This window comes from Heyndrickxia ginsengihumi, from assembly GCF_011008565.1.
In the GTDB taxonomy this organism is placed as follows: domain Bacteria; phylum Bacillota; class Bacilli; order Bacillales; family Bacillaceae_C; genus Weizmannia; species Weizmannia ginsengihumi.
In genome coordinates this window covers 77924-95203 of the sequence record NZ_JAAIWK010000005.1, presented here as the reverse complement: position 1 = coordinate 95203, position 17280 = coordinate 77924, and the positions used below count along the sequence as shown (strand labels likewise).

Annotated in this window: 17 protein-coding genes; 3 read left to right on the top strand and 14 right to left on the bottom strand. The window is 37.3% G+C overall.

The features are described 5' to 3' along the window. Window positions 1-29: 29 nt before the first annotated feature. From G4D61_RS05240 to iolA, 8 genes are all read right to left on the bottom strand, one after another. Window positions 30-899 (bottom strand): sugar phosphate isomerase/epimerase family protein, encoded by an 870-nt coding sequence (locus G4D61_RS05240; protein WP_025727299.1) that lies wholly within the window; start codon window positions 897-899, stop codon window positions 30-32. 35 nt (window positions 900-934) lie between these two features. Then, the gene (iolG, locus tag G4D61_RS05235) at window positions 935-1963 is read right to left on the bottom strand and encodes a bifunctional inositol 2-dehydrogenase/D-chiro-inositol 1-dehydrogenase (RefSeq protein ID WP_025727298.1); all 1029 of its coding nucleotides are present in this window, start codon (window positions 1961-1963) and stop codon (window positions 935-937) included. Between the two features lie 97 nt (window positions 1964-2060). Continuing rightward, on the bottom strand, window positions 2061-3500 hold the full coding sequence (locus G4D61_RS05230; RefSeq protein ID WP_035354843.1) for a sugar porter family MFS transporter: 1440 nt from the start codon (window positions 3498-3500) through the stop codon (window positions 2061-2063). A 16-nt stretch (window positions 3501-3516) separates the two neighbouring features. Further along, the gene (iolE, locus tag G4D61_RS05225) at window positions 3517-4410 is read right to left on the bottom strand and encodes a myo-inosose-2 dehydratase (protein WP_025727296.1); all 894 of its coding nucleotides are present in this window, start codon (window positions 4408-4410) and stop codon (window positions 3517-3519) included. Between the two features lie 17 nt (window positions 4411-4427). Further along, the gene (gene iolD, locus G4D61_RS05220; protein WP_025727295.1) at window positions 4428-6341 is read right to left on the bottom strand and encodes a 3D-(3,5/4)-trihydroxycyclohexane-1,2-dione acylhydrolase (decyclizing); all 1914 of its coding nucleotides are present in this window, start codon (window positions 6339-6341) and stop codon (window positions 4428-4430) included. Between the two features lie 28 nt (window positions 6342-6369). Beyond that, a complete protein-coding gene (gene iolC / locus G4D61_RS05215; RefSeq protein ID WP_025727294.1) occupies window positions 6370-7347 on the bottom strand; it encodes a 5-dehydro-2-deoxygluconokinase in 978 nt (325 codons plus the stop codon). Window positions 7348-7367: 20 nt separating this feature from the next. After that, on the bottom strand, window positions 7368-8186 hold the full coding sequence (gene iolB, locus G4D61_RS05210; RefSeq protein ID WP_025727293.1) for a 5-deoxy-glucuronate isomerase: 819 nt from the start codon (window positions 8184-8186) through the stop codon (window positions 7368-7370). A 100-nt stretch (window positions 8187-8286) separates the two neighbouring features. Further along, a complete protein-coding gene (gene iolA / locus G4D61_RS05205; protein ID WP_025727292.1) occupies window positions 8287-9762 on the bottom strand; it encodes a methylmalonate-semialdehyde dehydrogenase in 1476 nt (491 codons plus the stop codon). 457 nt (window positions 9763-10219) lie between these two features. Here iolA and G4D61_RS05200 point away from each other — a divergent pair, with 457 nt between their 5' ends. Continuing rightward, the gene (locus G4D61_RS05200; protein ID WP_025727291.1) at window positions 10220-10975 is read left to right on the top strand and encodes a DeoR/GlpR family DNA-binding transcription regulator; all 756 of its coding nucleotides are present in this window, start codon (window positions 10220-10222) and stop codon (window positions 10973-10975) included. 311 nt (window positions 10976-11286) lie between these two features. After that, on the top strand, window positions 11287-11493 hold the full coding sequence (locus G4D61_RS05195; RefSeq protein ID WP_025727290.1) for a hypothetical protein: 207 nt from the start codon (window positions 11287-11289) through the stop codon (window positions 11491-11493). Window positions 11494-11574: 81 nt separating this feature from the next. Here G4D61_RS05195 and G4D61_RS05190 read toward each other — a convergent pair whose 3' ends face one another. Continuing rightward, the gene (locus G4D61_RS05190) at window positions 11575-11727 is read right to left on the bottom strand and encodes a hypothetical protein (protein ID WP_163173377.1); all 153 of its coding nucleotides are present in this window, start codon (window positions 11725-11727) and stop codon (window positions 11575-11577) included. Window positions 11728-11916: 189 nt separating this feature from the next. After that, window positions 11917-12342 carry a DUF4395 domain-containing protein gene (locus G4D61_RS05185; protein ID WP_025727289.1) on the bottom strand — a complete coding sequence of 142 codons (426 nt, stop codon included), beginning with the start codon at window positions 12340-12342 and terminating at the stop codon, window positions 11917-11919. A 185-nt stretch (window positions 12343-12527) separates the two neighbouring features. On the opposite strand from G4D61_RS05185, the gene G4D61_RS05180 reads away from it, so the two are divergent. Then, window positions 12528-13286 (top strand): IclR family transcriptional regulator, encoded by a 759-nt coding sequence (locus G4D61_RS05180; protein WP_025727288.1) that lies wholly within the window; start codon window positions 12528-12530, stop codon window positions 13284-13286. A gap of 78 nt (window positions 13287-13364) precedes the next feature. Here G4D61_RS05180 and G4D61_RS05175 read toward each other — a convergent pair whose 3' ends face one another. From G4D61_RS05175 to G4D61_RS05160, 4 genes are all read right to left on the bottom strand, one after another. Beyond that, entirely contained in the window at window positions 13365-14366 is a 1002-nt protein-coding gene (locus G4D61_RS05175; RefSeq protein WP_035354722.1) for a C-terminal binding protein, read from the bottom strand. 68 nt (window positions 14367-14434) lie between these two features. Further along, on the bottom strand, window positions 14435-15649 hold the full coding sequence (locus tag G4D61_RS05170) for a UxaA family hydrolase (RefSeq protein WP_052137880.1): 1215 nt from the start codon (window positions 15647-15649) through the stop codon (window positions 14435-14437). Continuing rightward, window positions 15588-15893 carry a UxaA family hydrolase gene (locus G4D61_RS05165; RefSeq protein ID WP_025727285.1) on the bottom strand — a complete coding sequence of 102 codons (306 nt, stop codon included), beginning with the start codon at window positions 15891-15893 and terminating at the stop codon, window positions 15588-15590. The genes G4D61_RS05170 and G4D61_RS05165 overlap by 62 nt, the downstream gene beginning before the upstream one ends. A 46-nt stretch (window positions 15894-15939) precedes the next feature. Then, window positions 15940-17259, bottom strand: coding sequence for an MFS transporter (locus tag G4D61_RS05160; protein WP_052137879.1), 1320 nt, complete (start codon window positions 17257-17259; stop codon window positions 15940-15942). Between the last annotated feature and the right edge of the window lie 21 nt (window positions 17260-17280).

Sequence of the window (17280 nt, the reverse complement as noted above, 5' to 3'; positions counted from 1 at the left end):
CCAATACAAATTTATTTTTAATAGGCGTATTAACTTATCGCTAGGCCTAAACCTTCTTTCATTTTTTCCAGCATGAACTTACTAGATTCATCAGCCTTATCAACCCAGGCAAATACAGCGTTTGTTGCAATTCCATCAAAATTCATTTCTTTTAACTTTCTAAAAATTGTATCGAAATCTACTTCACCTTCGCCAATATTTAAATGTTGATGAATCGTTACTTCTGCTCCTGGTGGATTAACAATATAACGTAAACCGTTTGCCGCTTTGTGATTAAATGTATCAGAAAACAACACATGTGTTAGCCGATCGCCAGCATAGTCGAACATCGTTTCTATATCCCCAATACCATCATCGTAATAAAAAGTATGAGCCGTTGAATAAACAAGATTAATCCATGGTCGATCCAATGCACGGATCATATCTACTGCGCCTTTATTTGTTTCGATAAAATCATAAGGGTGCGCTTGAAGATTTAGTTTAATCCCTTCTTTTTCAAAGACTGGAATAAGTTCATCCATCGATTTAATAAACTTCTCCTCACAAACGACTGGATTGTACTTTGTACCATTGAATTCGCTATTCATTAAATCAATATCCAATTCTACAGCAATTTCAATTGCACGTTTCCAATTTCGTACTGCCGCCTGACGACGGTCCTCCTCTGGACCTGCCCAATAATAAAGAGGAAGTAATGAAGATATTTTAACCCCCGCATCATTTAACCATCTTTTTAAATTTTTAATTTGACTTTTATCTACTTTAGGATATTTATAGAATGGGCAAAAATCTTCGCGCGGTGATAATTCAATATAGTCGTATCCTAGCTCCGCTGTTTTGTCTACCATTTCCTTTAAAGATAAATTTTCATACATTGATGGGTCTAGTGCAATTTTCATATTTATTCCTCCATTCAAATTGAGTAAAGAAAATTTTATGCTTGTTGCAGATTTTTATAGAAATCTGGTTTTTCACCTAAAATAATTTCTTCTTTTTGGCCGCTTTGTTGTGCCTTCACGCATACATCTGCTGTCACAGCAGCAATATATCCATCCCAAGACGTTGGTCCTTGTGGTTCGCCTTTTTCGCTTACAGAATCGATAAAATCTTGAATTTCAATATCGTAAGCATCCACAAATCTGTCCTTCCAATCAGTTAGAAGATTAACACCCAACTGAGCATCTTTGCGAACAACAATACTTGGAACCTCAGGCAATTTGACGATACCTTCTTCACCGATAATTTCGCATTGAATATCGTAGCCATATTTACAGTTCACAAAAACTTCGGCAGTAATGGCAATTCCGCTTCTAGTTTCAATTAAAAAGATTTGCGGGTCTCTTAAAGTTTCTAATGCATTCCTTGTTTTCTTCGGATAAAAAACTTGAACAGATTGATAGTCATCATTGACTAACCAATGAAGGATGTCAATTTCATGAATTAATGTGTCCACTACCGCCATGTCCGTTGTATAGTTTTCATCTACACTTACATTTCGATGTGCACAACGGATCATTAAAGGTTCACCAATAATTTTTTGATCAATTGCTTCTTTCATTTGAACGTAGCCTTTATCGTAGCGGCGCATGAATCCCACTTGAACTAATCTTTTTCCGTAATTTATTTCTGCATTGATAATTTCCATACAATCTTCTGCAGTAGTTGCTAATGGCTTTTCGCAAAAAACATATTTTCCGTGTTCAATCGCTTTTAACACGCTGCCCTTATGTGCAGGCCCCCAGCTTGTTACTAATACTGCATCTACATTTTCATTTGCTATTAATGTTTTATCATCTGGATAAGCGATTGCATTCAATTGAAATTGTTCAACGACCTGCTTTGCTAGTTGCTGATTTACATCTGTTACAGCGACAATTTCTGCCCCAGCTAGTTTCTTACTAATTCTTTTTATATGTTCTCTCCCAATTGCACCTGTACCGATTACTCCAATTTTCAATGTCATCATGCTGTCCTCCTATATATAATTATTGATATCATTTCTGCTTGTTTACTAGATTATCCTTTCCAGTATGCGCTTACAAATTAGTTTATTGTCTTTATCATAAACCAGTCGTTCCTGTCGGTCCTTCCGTTTCTTGTTGTTTATCCCATTGCGAACGGAAATTATGTTCGAGCTGTTCAAGCGAACGTCCTTTTGTTTCTGGCAAACATTTTGCAACAAATGTTATTGCGATAAGACCTAAGGCAACAAAAATGAAGAACGTTGTAGATAATCCAATCTTATCCAGCAAAATTGGAAAAGTTAATCCGATAAGAAAGTTTGTTAACCAAAGGCACAATGCTGTAATCCCCATACCAAGACCTCTTAACCGCAACGGGAAAATCTCTGAAAGCATTAACCATGTAACAGGTGAAATGGCCCCTTGTTGAAAAGCAAGAAAAGTAACTGTGAGTGCAAGCACTATAAAAGGAAGTGCAGCTGTTCCTTTAAGAACAATCGAGAATATGCCAATAAGCAGCAAAACTGTTGTTGTTCCAATTTGACCTGTCAAAAGCATTGGTCTACGACCAACTTTGTCAAGCAGCCAAATCCCGACGAAGGTTGCTAAAACTGATATAACCCCATTTGCGATATTTCCAACAATTGCAGCCTCAGTTTTAAAACCGGCATCCTTTAAAATTTCAGTTCCATAATACATGATGGAATTGACACCTGTAATTTGCTGGACAATCCCAATTCCAATTCCAATAAGTAAAATACGGCGAATCCATGGGACAGCTAGGTCTTTAATAGTAGCTTTTTCAAGCTCAGATTCTTCGGTAATCGCGTTCTTAATTTCCTCGAGCTCTATTTGTGCACGATTTTCCTCACGTATTTTCTTAAGAACACGTAAAGCATCGCCAAACTTGCCTTTTGAAGCAAACCAACGCGGGCTTTCCGGTACAGCCAGCATTCCAAACCATAGAAAGACTGCTGGGAGTGTGGCAATGACTAACATATACCGCCAAATATGTGCAATATCACCGAGTGTACTTGAAAGAATGGCATTAAAGGTAAAGGCTAACAGTTGACCAGTTACAATCATGAGTTCATTCTTGGTAACCATTCCCCCTCTGCGTTCAGCCAGTGATATTTCAGCTAAAAATGTCGGTACTGTTACAGATGCACCTCCTACAGCAAGACCTAAAATAAAGCGAAAGATGACCATAACTGTTGCATTCGGTGAAAAAGTACATCCAAGTGTGGCAATTAAAAACACTAATGCTAGATAGAGGATCGTTTTACGACGGCCATTTCTATCGGATAATCTCCCTCCGAACAATGCACCTAACGCTGCGCCTAACAGTAACGAGCTAGTGACGAGACCTTCAGTAAATGAATTAAGATTAAGTTGATCCTTTCTAGCCATATAAGGCAAAGCACCATTAATAACCCCTGTGTCATATCCAAAGAGAAGACCTCCGAAAGTTGAAACAAACGTGATTGTTTTTAGAAATCCTTTTTTACTACGCTGCTTCATTTCCCCATTATTATTCATGTTTTTTCCCCACCTTCTAAGTATGGACGAGTAAATTTTCATCAATGTATGTTTTAGCGATTAATGCATATTCTAAAGGATTGGCAATTTGAGGGTTTTGTTCTGCCTCGACTACAATCCATCCTTTATAATCATGATCAACTAATACTTGAAACACTTCTGTAAAATCTATACTGCCATCCCCAGGTACAGTAAACATCCCACTTAAAAACGATTGCAAAAATGACTTTCCATTGGTTTTACATTCTTCCAATATACGTTTTCGAACATCTTTAAAATGAACATGTTTAATGCGGCCAATATGCTTCTTTAACATTGACATGCAATCTCCATCAGATACGTAAATATGCCCCGTATCATAGAGTAAATGCACATGGTTCGCATCTGTATTTTCCATTAAACGGTCAACTTCCTGTGCTGTTTGAATACCCGTACCCATGTGATGGTGGTAGACTAATTTCAAACCATATTGTTCTGCAATTCTCCCAAGATCATTTAAACCTTCACACAATTTTCCCCATTCGGCATTGTTAAAGGAAGGTTTTTCCGTAAAGATGTTCTTATCTAAACCTTGAATACTGTAGGTTTGCTCTGATACTACCGCGACATCAGCATGAACGTCCTTTAAATATTGGCAATGTTTGTGAAATTCATCTGAAACCGCTTCTATCCCATCACGAATAATGAAACTACTAAACCATTGCCCCGCTATTTTTAAGTTTCGCAGTTTTAATTCTTTATTTAACGCTTTTGCTTCTGGGAAAAAGCCGCCGACTTCCGTGCCTTGAAAGCCAGCAACGACGATATCACTTAATAGTTGTTGTACAGTATTTTCTTTGCCAATCTCAGGCATATCATCATTACGCCAACCGATTGGGGCAATGCCCCATAAAATATCTTGATTCGACATATACCCTTCCTCATTTCTTAATACTGCTTTGCAGATTGTAATTTTTGCATGCGAGATTCATGTGCCTTTTGAACGTTCTCGTTATTTGATACTTCAGCAACACCGACGTTCCACCAGCTTTCATACCCGTCTGTCATTGTCTTTGGAAGTACTTTAATATCTATCAGTGTCGACGTTTCTTGTTTCTTTGCATCTTCTAAAGCTGCCTTCAGTTCATCAAGTGTATGGACCTTATAAGTTTTAGCTCCATAACCTTCTGCTACTTTCGCATAATCAATGTTCAAAATTTGGTTGTCATGAGTTCTAAATTCTGTAAAATAGCTGCTGCTGCCGTTTTCCATCTGTAAATTATTAATACAGCCATATCCTGAATTATCAAATAAAACAACATTAATTTTTTGATTATACTGGATCGACGTAATAAGCTCTGAATGTAGCATAAGAAAGCTGCCATCACCAACAAGTGAATATACTTCTCTATCTGGATGTGCGAGCTTAATGCCTAATGCGCCTGAGACTTCATACCCCATACAGGAATATCCGTATTCTAGATGATAAGTATTTGGGATCGTAGTATTCCATACACGTTGCAAATCTCCTGGAAGAGATCCTGCTGAGCTGATAATCGAACTATCAGGTTCAATACAGTCGTTAACAGTAATTAATGCCGTTGTTTGAGGAAGCTCTGTATCCAGTGCGTCTGCATATTCATTGAGCACCTCTTGAGTAAATTGGTTTTTAATTTCCGGTTCAAACTGATTACGGTTAAATGTAACTTGACTTAGACGATCCCTCTCAGCTAGCCACTCTTCTCTTAACTGAGCAATTGTCGAACCAAATTCACTCTTGTAGCCTTCTAATAATAAATCTAATTGTTCTAATGTTACTTTGGCATCTGCTACAACCTGGAAAGCATCTAGCTTATAAGCTTGCATTCTATTAACATTAATATTTAAAAATTTTGCTGTTTCAAACTGAAATGCCGTTTTCGAAGAAGTCGCAAAGTCTGTATATCTTGTTCCTACCCCGATAATCAGGTCTGCTTGCAACGCAGCCTTATTTGCCGCCAAAGTTCCAGTAATGCCCATACCGCCCAAATTATTTTTAAAAGTGCTCTCTACTGTTGATTTACCTGCTTGTGTTTCAACCAGTGGAATATCATATTTTTCAGATATCTTCATTAATATATCACGCGCTTCAGAGTATTTTGCCCCACCGCCGACAATGATTAGTGGACGTTTGCTATCTTTAATCAATTGGACTGCCCCTTCAATCTCGCGCTGGGTCGGTAACTTTCTATCTATATAATGCACCCGTTTTTCAAAAAATTGTTCATCGAAATCATAAGCCTCTCCCTCTACGTCCTGAGAAATACAAATCGTTGCAGGACCTGCGATTGCCGGATTTGTCAAAACTTCAAACGCACGAATTAAGCTAGACATTAATTGTTCTGGCCGTGTAACTCTATCCCAATATCTCGAAACTGCTTTTAAAGCATCATTTGTTGTAACAATAGGGCTATGTTCATGTTCAACTTGCTGTAATACTGGATCTGGCTGGCGTGTTGCAAACGTATCGCCTGGTAAAAAAAGTACCGGGATATTATTTGCCAATGCGGTTCCTGCAGCTGCTGCTAAATTTGCCGAACCCGGTCCAACAGATGTCGTCACAGCAAAGATTTTTTGCCGCAGCATCTGTTTACTATAGGCGACCGCGGCATGTGCCATCCCTTGTTCGCTCTTTCCTTGAATCACTTTTAAATGTCCCGAATACTGTTCGAGCGCCTGCCCAATCCCTAGTACATTACCATGACCAAAAATATTAAATATTCCTTCAACAAATGGAAATTCCTTATCATCTACATGAATGTATTGTTGATTTAAAAATTTAATCAAAGCTTGAGCTGTTGTTAACCGAACCTTTCTCATCATTTCCACCTCTATGATCGTTAGTTAAATGTTAAACACGCGTAGAAATCAATCCTTCGATTTCATCCACTGTCGGCATTGCATCTGATGAACTATGTTTGCTTACAACAATAGAGGCTGAAGCGCTTCCATATTTTAGAGCAGTTTCAATATCTTTTCCGTTAATGAGAGCATATAGAAAAGCTGAAGCGTATGAATCCCCTGCTCCAAACGTTTTTAATACTTTCGTCTTATAGGCATTCCCCTTAAAGATTTCTCCTGACTTTGCATACGCATATGAACCTTCTACCCCATGTTTAATCACTACAAGATTTGGAGAATGCTGAAATAGATAATGAATCGTTTGTTCATTTGTCCCACCGGTTGTATGTTCCATCATATCGTATTCATCACGTGTTCCAATTACAATATCTGATTGTTCTGCAATAAGAGAATAGTAAACAGCCGTTTCTTCTGTTGATTTCCATGAATATGGACGGTAATCTAATTCAAAAATGACTTTGACATTATTTCTCTTAGCTAAACTAACTGCTTTTAAAATGGCTTCACGGGATGGACTTTTAGATAGGGCAGTTCCTGAGACAAGCAATACCTTAGCTTGTTTTATATAATCTTCATGAACTTCCTCAGGTTTTAAATAAAGATCAGCAACTTCTTCCCTGTACATTAAAATACTGCAGTCTTCGGGACTTTTAATTTCCGTAAAAGTTAAACCAGTTTTATGACCTTCATCGTCTATTACAATGTTCGATGTATCAACACCCACTTCACGCACATATCTTTCAATATAACGACCATGTTGATCATCTGAAATTTTACCAATGAATCCAACTTTCAGACCTAGCTTTGAACTTCCAATTGCAATATTAATAGGGGAGCCCCCAACATATTTTTTAAAAGTCATCGTATCTTCCATCGGACGGTTATATTCTGCTGCATTTAAATCAATACATGCACGTCCAATGGCGATCACATCAAATTTTCTATCATTATTAAATTCATATTTCATTTGATAACAGCTCCTCACCTTTAACGTTCTAATATCCACTCATGATCAGGATCATTGTAGAATTTCCAAGTACGTTTTGGTCCTGCCATTACATTTAAATAATAAGATGTATAGCCTTCGGGTACACCTACAGGATGATAACCTTCTGGAACAAGCACGACATTTCCATGTTCGACAGTCATTGTTTCATCAAGCGAGCGATCATCGTTATATACGCGTTGAAAAACAAATCCTTGTTTTGGGTTCATCTCATGATAATAAATCTCTTCTAATAATGATTCATTTGGTAGGTTATCCCGATCATGTTTATGAGGCGGATAACTTGACCAGTTACCGCTTTCTGTAAATACTTCAACGACAAGTACACTGTTCGCAGATGGATCTGAATCAGGTAAAATATTAAAAACTAGCCGTTTATTATTCCCCTTTCCTCTTCTCTCAACAGTATTATCCTCAGCTTTTATCAATCTCGTTGGTAATTGGTTTTCTGATGGAGAATAGCAGAGTGCTATACGCGCGTGACTAACTGCCTTTATTTCGAAACGGCGATCATTGGAGATATACACACTGTCTGTTGGCCTCTGTTCGAAAACAGTTTCCATCCTCCTCCCAATATTGTTAAACGACTGCTCACCATCTGTGACACTTATTTTACCTGTTAATGCAACAATACAGCATTCCTGTTTGCCAAGCACTTCCGTATATTTAGCATTTTGATCCAATTCTACTATTCTAAATTCAACATATTGCAAAGGAGAATTTTCCTTCTTCACTTCATGGACAATCGTAACACCATTAGATTGCTCAATATTACTAGGTTTTCGGAGAAGACGGCTCATTTTTCTACCTCCTCATTGTTTTTGAACCTTATCGGGATATCATACATATGCATGTGCAAATAGAACGCACATGCATACTATCAGTAAAAAATGAAATGCTTTATTCAAATGAAGGTGCTTTGTAGCGCGCTGTTACTACTTTTTTATGTGTATAAAAATCGACACTATCTTTACCATTCGCATGCAATGTCCCATAGAATGAAGACTTCCAACCAGAGAATGGGAAAAAGGCCATTGGCGCTGGAACCCCTAGGTTAATACCTAACATCCCTGCATCAATATTTTCACGGAAATAGCGAATTGCTGATGCATTTGTTGTGAAAATACATGAACCATTTGCAAATTCCGATTTATTTGCTACTTTTATTGCCTCTTTTAAGTTTTCCACACGAATGATAGACAAAACTGGAGCGAAAATTTCGTCTTTCCAAATCGTCATTTCAGTTGTTACATGATCAAAAATGGTTGGTCCAATAAAGAATCCTTCTTCAGATTGACGTTCACGTCCATCAACGATCATGGATGCTCCCTCTTCGATTCCTTTTTCAATATAACGAATTGTACGTTTTTTGTTTTCTTCACGAATAACAGGACCTAGTAAAACTCCATCATCTAAGCCATTCCCCATTTGAATGTTTTTCGTTTTTTCAACGAGTCTAGAAATAAATTGGTCTGCAATCCCTTCCTCAACTGTTACAACAGAACATGCCATGCAGCGTTCACCAGCTGATCCGAATGCTGAATTAATAATATTTGTCGTTGCTTCTTCTAGATCTGCATCATTTAGCACAATGATATGGTTTTTTGCCCCCGTCAGCGCTTGAACACGTTTTAAATTTTCGCTCCCACGTTTGTAGACATATTCACCAACAGGTTTTGAACCAACAAACGAAATTGCCTTAATATCAGGATGATCTAAAATGCCGTTTACAACATCATGAGCCCCATAAACCATATTAAATACACCATTTGGCAGCCCTGCTTCTTGTAAAAGTTCGGCCAACTTTTCTGTTAGGAGCGGGGTTTTTTCAGATGGTTTTAATATAAATGAATTTCCTACTGCAATTGCCATCGGAAACATCCAACATGGCACCATCATTGGAAAGTTAAAAGGAGCAATACCGCCAATTACACCGATTGGATAACGATAATTGGAGACTTCGACATCGGTAGCAATTGTTGATAAAGAATCTCCCATCATTAATGTAGGAGCTCCTGCTGCAAATTCCACATTTTCAATTCCGCGGCCAACTTCACCTAATGCTTCCGAGAAGCTTTTTCCATTTTCAAGTGTAATTAAGCGAGCTAGTTCCTCCTTATGCTGAGTTAACAATTGTTGGTAGTTAAATAGAATGCGGGCGCGTTTTTGGACCGGAACTATTTTCCATTTATCAAATGCTTCTTGAGCAACTTTTGCAGCATATTCAACATCTTCTCTTGTAGAAAGCGGGACACGGGCAATTACTTCTTTTGTTGCCGGATTATAAACGTCTTCATATTGAGTAGTCCTGCTTTCAACCCATTCGCCATTTATATAGTTTTTGAGTTTTCTAACTTCTACTGCTACTTCTGCCATGTCATTTTCCTCCCTTAAGAATAGGCTATTAATAAATAAGAAATGCATTGAATATTAACTATACATATCAATTTCCATAAATTATTGTTATGTTATGGATATGTTTTAATAATATTATGGTTACATTATAATTATAAAACCGTTTACAGTCAATCTTGTTTTGCTAATTTTTTATAATTTTCTTAAGAATTCCGCATCCATAATAGTCTATCTTAATAAGATTCACAGTAAATCTCAAGCATTTGAACGAATTTATTTATGTACCAAATAAATAATGGTCATATTTTGATTAAGTATTGATATTATTCTATCAACATGACATACTATAATAAATAATTAATCCATTGTTTTATCAATACTTTTAAGTCTTTTGTTTTAAAATGACACTGCGAAGATTAAAAAATAATGTATATAATCATTTTTTTGAAAAATTATTCTATTAAAGGGGGAGGATATTATGTTAAAAACAAAACGAATTAACTTAATTCGAGATTATGTTTTTGAACATCAAACGGTATCATTAGATGAGCTAGTTAAAAAGTTTGATGTATCGAAAAACACGATTAGACGCGACATCCAAGAATTAGTAGATAGCGGAGAAATTAAAAAAGTGTATGGTGGAGTATCAGTAAATCATACTTCGCTTGAGCCATTTACAGATAGAACGGCACGAAATCAGCAATTAAAAAAATTAATTGCAAAAAGAGCGGCTAATTTTGTTGAGGATGGGGATATCATTTTTATAGATTCTGGAACTACCACTGTAGAGATGCTTGAATACCTTAAAACAAAGCAAATCACGGTCATTACAAACAATCTTGATTTTATTATTAATTCCCTTCCTTACGAAAGTTTAAATGTCATTTCCACCGGGGGAATACTCGAACGAACTACCAAGTCATTTGCAACCATTAAAAATATGGAATTGTTTAATACCTATAATATTAATAAGGCATTCATGGCCTCAACTGGCGTATCGATTACGAATGGAGTAACAAATTCATCACCGCTTGAAAGCCAGATTAAACAAATAGTTGTTGAAAAAAGTGCCAAAGTTTATTTATTAGTTGATCATTATAAATTTGATAAATCAGCCTTGATGACTTATTGTACATTGGATCAAATTGATTATTTAATTACTGATGCAATGCCAGATAAGAGCTATGAAGAATATGCAAAAGAAAATGGAATTAACCTGACGATTGCTAATTAGTATTGTTGGCTAATATATGTAGTTATGAATCGAATCTAAAATAACGATTCTTTTTTACTTAGAAACCTGAGTTCTAAAGAAATAGAACTTAGGTTTCTTTAGCATAAGGGAAAATTCTTATCCGTAATAAAACAACAGTCTTAAAATAAAAAAATCATTTATATATACAAGCACCCCGCAAATCTTTCCGCATTAGCCCTGTGCTTTTAACCATTCCGATTAATGAATCATACATAACATAGAAGTAGTTAGTCATTTACCATTAGTACAACTTATTTTACATGAAATACATTTAAAGGAGGAAAATAAAAATGTCTGAGGGTAAAAGAGAAAAAGTGATTCATGTTGATAAACTTGTCATCCATGCACAGGAAGTTGAGATTATTAATGAAGGCAATAATAACGATGATAACGAGCAGCCACGGCGAGATCCTTGGGACTTCTTTTGGAGGCCGCAACAAAGGCAATTAGATGAAGTAAGTGAAAGTAGCAATAATGAGAATGTAGAGCCAGAATAGGGAGAACTGCCTGTCCGCAATTATTAGACAAAAATAATTGCGGACTATTAAGATATTTTCTAATTTTGATTGTCCAAGTCTTTAGCTTGGATCTACTTCGTCCCATGAAAATGTTGTAACACTTGTATATTCTCCTTCTTCAATTTCTTCCTCTGTAGCACTTTGATTCAATTCCTCTTGATCATCCATTCCTGGAGCAATCGTAGGTTCATTTTCTTTTTTCTTATTAAACATTTAATAAACTCCTTCCACACTTTATTAAGTCTAAATTGTAGTATGCTCAAAAAATGTATATATATTTATTGAAAGAAAAACGTTGAAGCAATGAAATTTTTTAAATAAAAAAGAGCCCGATCTAAAAGATATACTTATTTCTTTTAGTCGAGAGCCCTCATATACTGAAAATCAATCATACACTTAAGTTTATGAATTTGATCTTCGATATTTATATTGCTTCCATTGATAATGGAGAAAACAGCCAATGCAAAAACCTAAAATAGCAATAAAAGCCGCTAAAGCCACAAGAATCGTAAATATATAACCAACGATATTCCATCCGAGTAAAAATCCAATAAACCCAAGTGCTAAACAAATAACGGCAATTTTTTGATTAAATTGCTGCTGCCCCCATTCTTCAGGAATATACTCTTTTGGATTTCTTCGCAAAAATAATTTCGCTAAACGCATAATTGGATTAAATTGAAATAACAATCCACAAAGCCCTGAAATGAGCGGAATCAGTAAAAACCATTCTTGATGAGTTAACCATGTAGCCAAAACACTAAGGACAATAACCCACTGATTTGTTCGAACTAATGGACGTGGAATAGATCGAACATGTTCATCCATACAATCCCCATCTTTCTAATTGGATTTATTCAGTTTAATTTTATCTAATTATTTAAAAATTGAAAAGGTGCCTGACCCCTTTTTGGCTTTAAACCCAAAAAGGGGTCAGGCACCTGCATTGTCATTTTTATATTTGATATGATAAATTGGTAAAAAAAATAGGCTTTTAGAATTGGAGAATACAGATGAAAAAATATTGGGTTCCTGCAATAGAACGAGCTGATTCCATTTTAAAAATACTTGCCAACCACCCTAGACAATATCGGCTAATTGATTTATCTAATGAGTTAAACATTAATAAAAGTTCTATGTTTTCATTGCTAAATACACTTGAAGATCTACATTGGGTGAAAAAGGAAAAGGATGGTACTTATGCTCTTGGATTAGCAATGGGAATGTTTAGCGCCTCTTATTTTCATCAACTTGATCTAGTGGAAATATTTCATCAAATCGCTCCTTTATATGTCGAACGGATAGGAGAAACAGCGCAATTAGCGATATTAAACGATAAACATATTTTTTACTTAGCAAAGCAGGAAAGCCAGTCTCCTATTAGGATTGCAACAGATCCCGGAATGACTCTGCCCGCACATGCACCTTCTTTAGGAAAAGTGCTGCTTTCACAATTTACATATAAACAATTGATTGAATTGTATCCTGATGAACCTTTAGAACCTTTAACACCATATACAGTAAAAACTCGCCAAGCATTATGGGAGCAATTACAATATATAAAGGAAAACGGTTATGTTTTTGAGCAACGAGAAGCAACGAAGGATTTCTATTGTGTAGCTGCACCTATATGGAATTATGAGAACCATATGATTGCTGCTGTTAGTTTTACGATGCTAGAAGGCAGCTGGAAAGAAAAAAAAGAACGTGCTATTACTGAAATATTGAACCTGGCTAATCATTTATCAGAATACACCGGTCATATGGAATAATAGCCTTTCTTTCTGTCTATATCTTTGATTGCCTTTATTATAAGAAAAAAGCACCCTCGAGGATGCTAAAATTTCATTTTACATATAAGATGATTTATTTTGTAGCTTTACCGTGCTTTTTATAGAAGGATTCACAATATAATCTGGATAATATCCACTTAGCACATCTATAATATTTTGCGCACTCTTACTCTTTAACTCTATTTGAGATTGTTCTGAATAATATGCTGCATGAGGCGTTAAAATCACATTATCCATCTCGAGCAGCGGATTTTGATGAGAAATAGGTTCTTCTTCTACTACGTCTAAAGCAGCACCAGCAATTTTTTTCTCGGTTAGTGCCTGAATAAGCGCTGACTCATTAATAACAGGTCCTCTTGATGTATTAATCAAAAAGGCATCCTTTTTCATAATTTGGAATGCATTATGCCCAATGAGCCCTTTTGTATTTTGGTTTAACGGCAAATGGACGGAAATAAAATCGGATCTTCGAAAAAGCTCTTCGAATTGGACAAGTTGGACGCCTAACGTAGAGGCTGTTGACAAAGGAATGAATGGATCATAAGCAAGAATTTGGAATCCTAACTGTTTTGCCTTTCTAGCTAATGCTTGTGGAATATTTCCGAATCCGACCAATCCTAATATCCTATCCTTTAATCTGAACACAGGCTTTGCAACAGTAACATCCCAATTGTGATGTTTGACAGCTTGATCCAGAATTGTAATTTTCCGTGCTAAAGCTAGCAGTAATGCCAAACTGTGATCCGCAACCTCATCCAAACAATAATCTGTTACATTGCTAACAATGATTCCTTTTCTCGTTGCCTCATCCACATCAATCGTATTGACGCCAACACCATATCGAGCAATTACTTTGCAATGGTCTAGCTGCTCAATGACCTGTTTCGTAATCGGTGCATATTGATTTAGTATCCCATCTGCTTCCCTCGCTGCTTGAATCACTTCTTCTTCTGTCCGGCATTGGGCCGTAATCAATTCAATTCCATGCTTTTGCATCAATTCCCTTTCAACATTCACATCTTTATAATCATAATCCGTAACGACGACTTGATATCCCATATTTTCCTCCTTTGCGGTGCCTGACCCCTTCTTTGCATTAACGCAAAGAAGGGGTCAGGCACCAATATTTAAAATGTTGGGCCAATTCTCCATATGCCAAAATCATATTGCTTCAATATTTCGGCCTTTGTTTTTTTGCCAGAGCATACTTCCACAATTTCATCTAACATCTTGGCTGCCACTTCTCTCGGGGTTTCTTTTCCTTCAATAACTGTACCCGCGTTAATATCCATATTGTCATTCATTCGCTCGAACATTGCCGTATTTGTAGAAATTTTAATCGTAGGCGCTATAGGTGAACCGGTTGGTGTTCCTCGACCGCTTGTAAATAACACAATTTGCGCACCACCGGCAATCATTCCTGTCAGCTGTTCAATATCATGTCCTGGGGTATCCATCCATACTAACCCTTTTTTTGTAGGACGTTCCGCATAATTGATTAATTCCTGCAACGGCCGGCTTCCTGCCTTTTTAGCAGCACCTAATGATTTTTCTTCTAGTGTACTTAAGCCGCCTCGCATATTTCCTGGACTCGGATTTCCAGTGCGGATATCTACCCCCATTTGAATTGAGCGTTTTTCCATCGCCTCAATAACCTCGTACGCCCGCTTTTTCACCTGATCATTAACAGCTCTTGCCGCCAGTAAATGCTCTGCACCAATCAGTTCAGTCGTTTCAGCCAAGATTGCTGTTCCTCCAAGATCGACAATCATATCACTGACTTCGCCAACAGCCGGATTAGCTGATAATCCTGAACAAGCATCGGATCCGCCACATTCCGTTCCAATAATCAAATCGCTAAAATCAATCGGAACTCGCTGTTGCATAGAGGCCTCTTGCACCATTCTCACAGCAATTTTTGCACCTTTTGCAATCGCATCCAGAGTACTTCCTTGCTCTTGGATGGATACTACGTCAACAGGTTTGCCAGTTTCTTTAACTTTGGCAGCAATACGATAAGCCTGATGGGTTTCACAGCCTAACCCAAGAACGATTACACCATATACATTTGGATTAGCCCCCATCCCGACATACGTTCTAAACGTTTGTTCATAATCTACACCAACTTGTGCACATCCATGCTGATGAATAAATGTGACTGTACCATCCACTAGCTCTGTAATTCTTTGAGCTGTTTGTGTAGCACATGTAATGGTCGGTAATATTAAAACATGATTGCGAATACCTACGCTGCCATCCGGACGTCTATATCCAAATAATTTATTTTCCACCAACTCTGTCACCCCTTCCTCTTTTCCCTTCAAGATTATGAGTATGAACATGATCCCCAGCCTCAATATTTGTACTAGCCGATCCGATCACTTCTCCATATTTCAAAATATCTTCTCCTATTGAAATCGGTCGCACTGCAAATTTATGACCAAATTCAATCTGATCTTTTAATTCAATTTCCTTTTGAAAGTACTGGCATACCACTTTGACTACAGCACCGGTTGGGATTGGCTCCAGAGCTACTGCCACATGATCTTTCGGATTCAGCATTAACGCTTTATAGTCATTTTTCATGTATGAAATCCTCCCGCCTTCACGTATACATAAAATCATCCAATTATCATACTTTGACCTTTGGTTTAATTGGCCTTATTTCACCTAACCAAAATAGATATGCTGCCGCACCTAATAATGTTGCCACTCCAGAGATAAGCAAGGCCATAATAAACGAACCAGTTGATGCTACAATGAATCCAGTTAGAATGGGTCCTAATATTCCCCCAATATTGGAAGCACAGTTTTGAACGCCTCCTACTGTGGAAGTCATATTTTTAGGAGCGATATCACCAGGTAAAGACCAAATTGCAGAAGCAGCGATGGCTAATCCAGCGTAAGAAATAGACAGTAAAGCAACTGACATTACAGCTGAAGACACCATTCCTGCAAAGGCGATGGATGTTGCCAATAACATTCCGCCAACGAGGTTAATCTTTCGCGCTACAGTCAACGAAAGCTTCCGGCGGTGATACAAATGATCCGTCAACCATCCGCCGATCCATTCACCGATCATTCCAACAAGCGGCGGTATCATCGCAACAAATCCCATATTCATCATTTTCATTCCACGTTCTTCAACTAAATAAGTTGGGAACCACGTGATGAAGAAATAGATCGCATAATTTAAGGTAAAGAAACCAAAACACATAGCCCAAATGTTTCGATAGCGAAATAATTCATACCATTTCATTGCTTGATCCTTATCAAGCCCGTCTTTCTTCACTTGTCCGTCGCGAATATAGCGAAGTTCCTCCTGATTAATATACTTATGCTTTTCAGGATCACGAAAATACCAGATCCAAATGATCATCCAGATAATTCCGATTAAACCGGAAACAACAAATGAAAACCTCCATCCAAAAAAACCGATAATCCAGACGATAAGTGGCATTGCCAATGCAGTTCCCACTTTGGAACCACTATCGAAGAAAGCCGAAACTTTCCCCCGTTCATGATCTGGAAACCATTTTGATGTGACACCGCTATTGCTTGGATACGCCCCTGATTCTCCTATCCCAAGCAAGATCCGCAATCCGATCATCGATCCGATCCCTCTTGCAAATGCAGTTAATGCAGTAGCAACAGACCACCAACCTACGGCGAACGCTAAGCTAATTCGATGCCCGACTTTGTCAGCAAACCACCCAGATGGAATTTGAAAAATCATATAAGACCAGAAAAAGGCCGACATGACAATTCCCATTTGCGCATCATTGATATGAAGATCTTCCATTATTTTTGGTGCAGCCGCTGATAAATTAGCACGGTCCAAATAATTGATAGCAATTGCAGCCCACATTAAAATTGCAATGTTCCAACGGGCCTTTGTCCTTTTATTAGTTTGTTTACGAAAATTCACTTCCTTGTTCACGTTTTTATCCATAAAAAAACCCCCTATTAATGA

Excerpts from the sequence above, each read along its gene's own strand:
- G4D61_RS05240 (WP_025727299.1), bottom strand. The coding sequence starts at position 899 with ATGAAAATTGCACTAGACCCATCAATGTATGAAAATTTATCTTTAAAG.
- G4D61_RS05160 (WP_052137879.1), bottom strand. The coding sequence starts at position 17,259 with ATGGATAAAAACGTGAACAAGGAAGTGAATTTTCGTAAACAAACTAAT.
- G4D61_RS05230 (WP_035354843.1), bottom strand. The coding sequence starts at position 3,500 with ATGAATAATAATGGGGAAATGAAGCAGCGTAGTAAAAAAGGATTTCTA.
- G4D61_RS05180 (WP_025727288.1), top strand. The coding sequence starts at position 12,528 with ATGAAAAAATATTGGGTTCCTGCAATAGAACGAGCTGATTCCATTTTA.
- G4D61_RS05195 (WP_025727290.1), top strand. The coding sequence starts at position 11,287 with ATGTCTGAGGGTAAAAGAGAAAAAGTGATTCATGTTGATAAACTTGTC.
- G4D61_RS05165 (WP_025727285.1), bottom strand. The coding sequence starts at position 15,893 with ATGAAAAATGACTATAAAGCGTTAATGCTGAATCCGAAAGATCATGTG.
- iolE (WP_025727296.1), bottom strand. The coding sequence starts at position 4,410 with ATGTCGAATCAAGATATTTTATGGGGCATTGCCCCAATCGGTTGGCGT.
- iolG (WP_025727298.1), bottom strand. The coding sequence starts at position 1,963 with ATGACATTGAAAATTGGAGTAATCGGTACAGGTGCAATTGGGAGAGAA.
- iolD (WP_025727295.1), bottom strand. The coding sequence starts at position 6,341 with ATGATGAGAAAGGTTCGGTTAACAACAGCTCAAGCTTTGATTAAATTT.
- G4D61_RS05175 (WP_035354722.1), bottom strand. The coding sequence starts at position 14,366 with ATGGGATATCAAGTCGTCGTTACGGATTATGATTATAAAGATGTGAAT.
- iolB (WP_025727293.1), bottom strand. The coding sequence starts at position 8,186 with ATGAGCCGTCTTCTCCGAAAACCTAGTAATATTGAGCAATCTAATGGT.
- iolC (WP_025727294.1), bottom strand. The coding sequence starts at position 7,347 with ATGAAATATGAATTTAATAATGATAGAAAATTTGATGTGATCGCCATT.
- G4D61_RS05200 (WP_025727291.1), top strand. The coding sequence starts at position 10,220 with ATGTTAAAAACAAAACGAATTAACTTAATTCGAGATTATGTTTTTGAA.
- G4D61_RS05185 (WP_025727289.1), bottom strand. The coding sequence starts at position 12,342 with ATGGATGAACATGTTCGATCTATTCCACGTCCATTAGTTCGAACAAAT.
- G4D61_RS05190 (WP_163173377.1), bottom strand. The coding sequence starts at position 11,727 with ATGTTTAATAAGAAAAAAGAAAATGAACCTACGATTGCTCCAGGAATG.
- G4D61_RS05170 (WP_052137880.1), bottom strand. The coding sequence starts at position 15,649 with ATGTTCATACTCATAATCTTGAAGGGAAAAGAGGAAGGGGTGACAGAG.
- iolA (WP_025727292.1), bottom strand. The coding sequence starts at position 9,762 with ATGGCAGAAGTAGCAGTAGAAGTTAGAAAACTCAAAAACTATATAAAT.